General features: G+C 61.1%; 1 protein-coding gene. It reads right to left on the bottom strand.

Going from position 1 to position 756, the window contains the following annotated elements; genetic code table 11:
• Positions 1-105: 105 nt before the first annotated feature.
• On the bottom strand, positions 106-663 hold the full coding sequence (locus AC07W0_RS30910; RefSeq protein ID WP_495029351.1) for a tail fiber assembly protein: 558 nt from the start codon (positions 661-663) through the stop codon (positions 106-108).
• Positions 664-756 lie beyond the last annotated feature (93 nt).

Here is a 756-nt window from a genome sequence, read left to right as displayed (position 1 = left end):
CGGCGTTCGGGAGGATCTGCAGCAACTGCTGCTCGGTGATCGGCATGGCTTTTCTCCAGACAAAAAAATACCCGCTCGTGGCGGGTGTCATTGTTCGGTCGACAATTACGTCGGGGCCACCGGCCAGTCGATGACCTGCGGATAGCCCGCCTGCTCGGGCACTCGGTTCAGCGCCACGCGGAATTTCTTCCAGGCTTTCAGCGATGCCACATCTTCGGGCGTGGCTTCATCTACGTCAACGGCATCCTGCAGTGGTGCAACGGCGTAATCAGCGATCGAGCGCAGCCGAGCGATCTCAGTCTGGGCCAGATCGAGTGGATCAACGGTTGGTATCGGCGCAGGGGCCGGCATTTCTTGAGGCGGCAACGACTCCACCGCGACATGCAACGTGATGCTGTGCGCGAGGTCTGTCGGCTCGCCGTCTTTGGCGACGCTCACCGCCAGCACTCCGTCGGTGTATCCGATGGCGACCGAGCAGGCGGCGTCCACCTGGTTCAGCACGTAGCCCCAGCCTTCTGGCGCCGGCGCCATGCCGAGCGTGCCGTGAATCAGGTACTGGCCGGGGCCAGGGTGATCCGTGGTAATGGTGTCGATACCAAGCGAAGTAATGTCGATGATGGCACCGGTGGCGCCGAGAATATTTAATGCTGCGCGAGTCGTCATTTAAATAGCCTTCAGTGTGCCGTCAGCGGCGCGGGTAGTGTTGCCGGTGTGGTAAACGTAGTTGAAGCTCTCCGTGCCGTAATCGCCACTCCG

Source organism: Pseudomonas sp. GW704-F2 (assembly GCF_059423025.1).
This window is presented reverse-complemented; position numbering and strand designations above follow the sequence as displayed.

What these genes read in the sequence shown, in the direction of transcription:
- AC07W0_RS30910 (WP_495029351.1), bottom strand. Translation starts at nt 663, where the DNA reads ATGACGACTCGCGCAGCATTAAATATTCTCGGCGCCACCGGTGCCATC.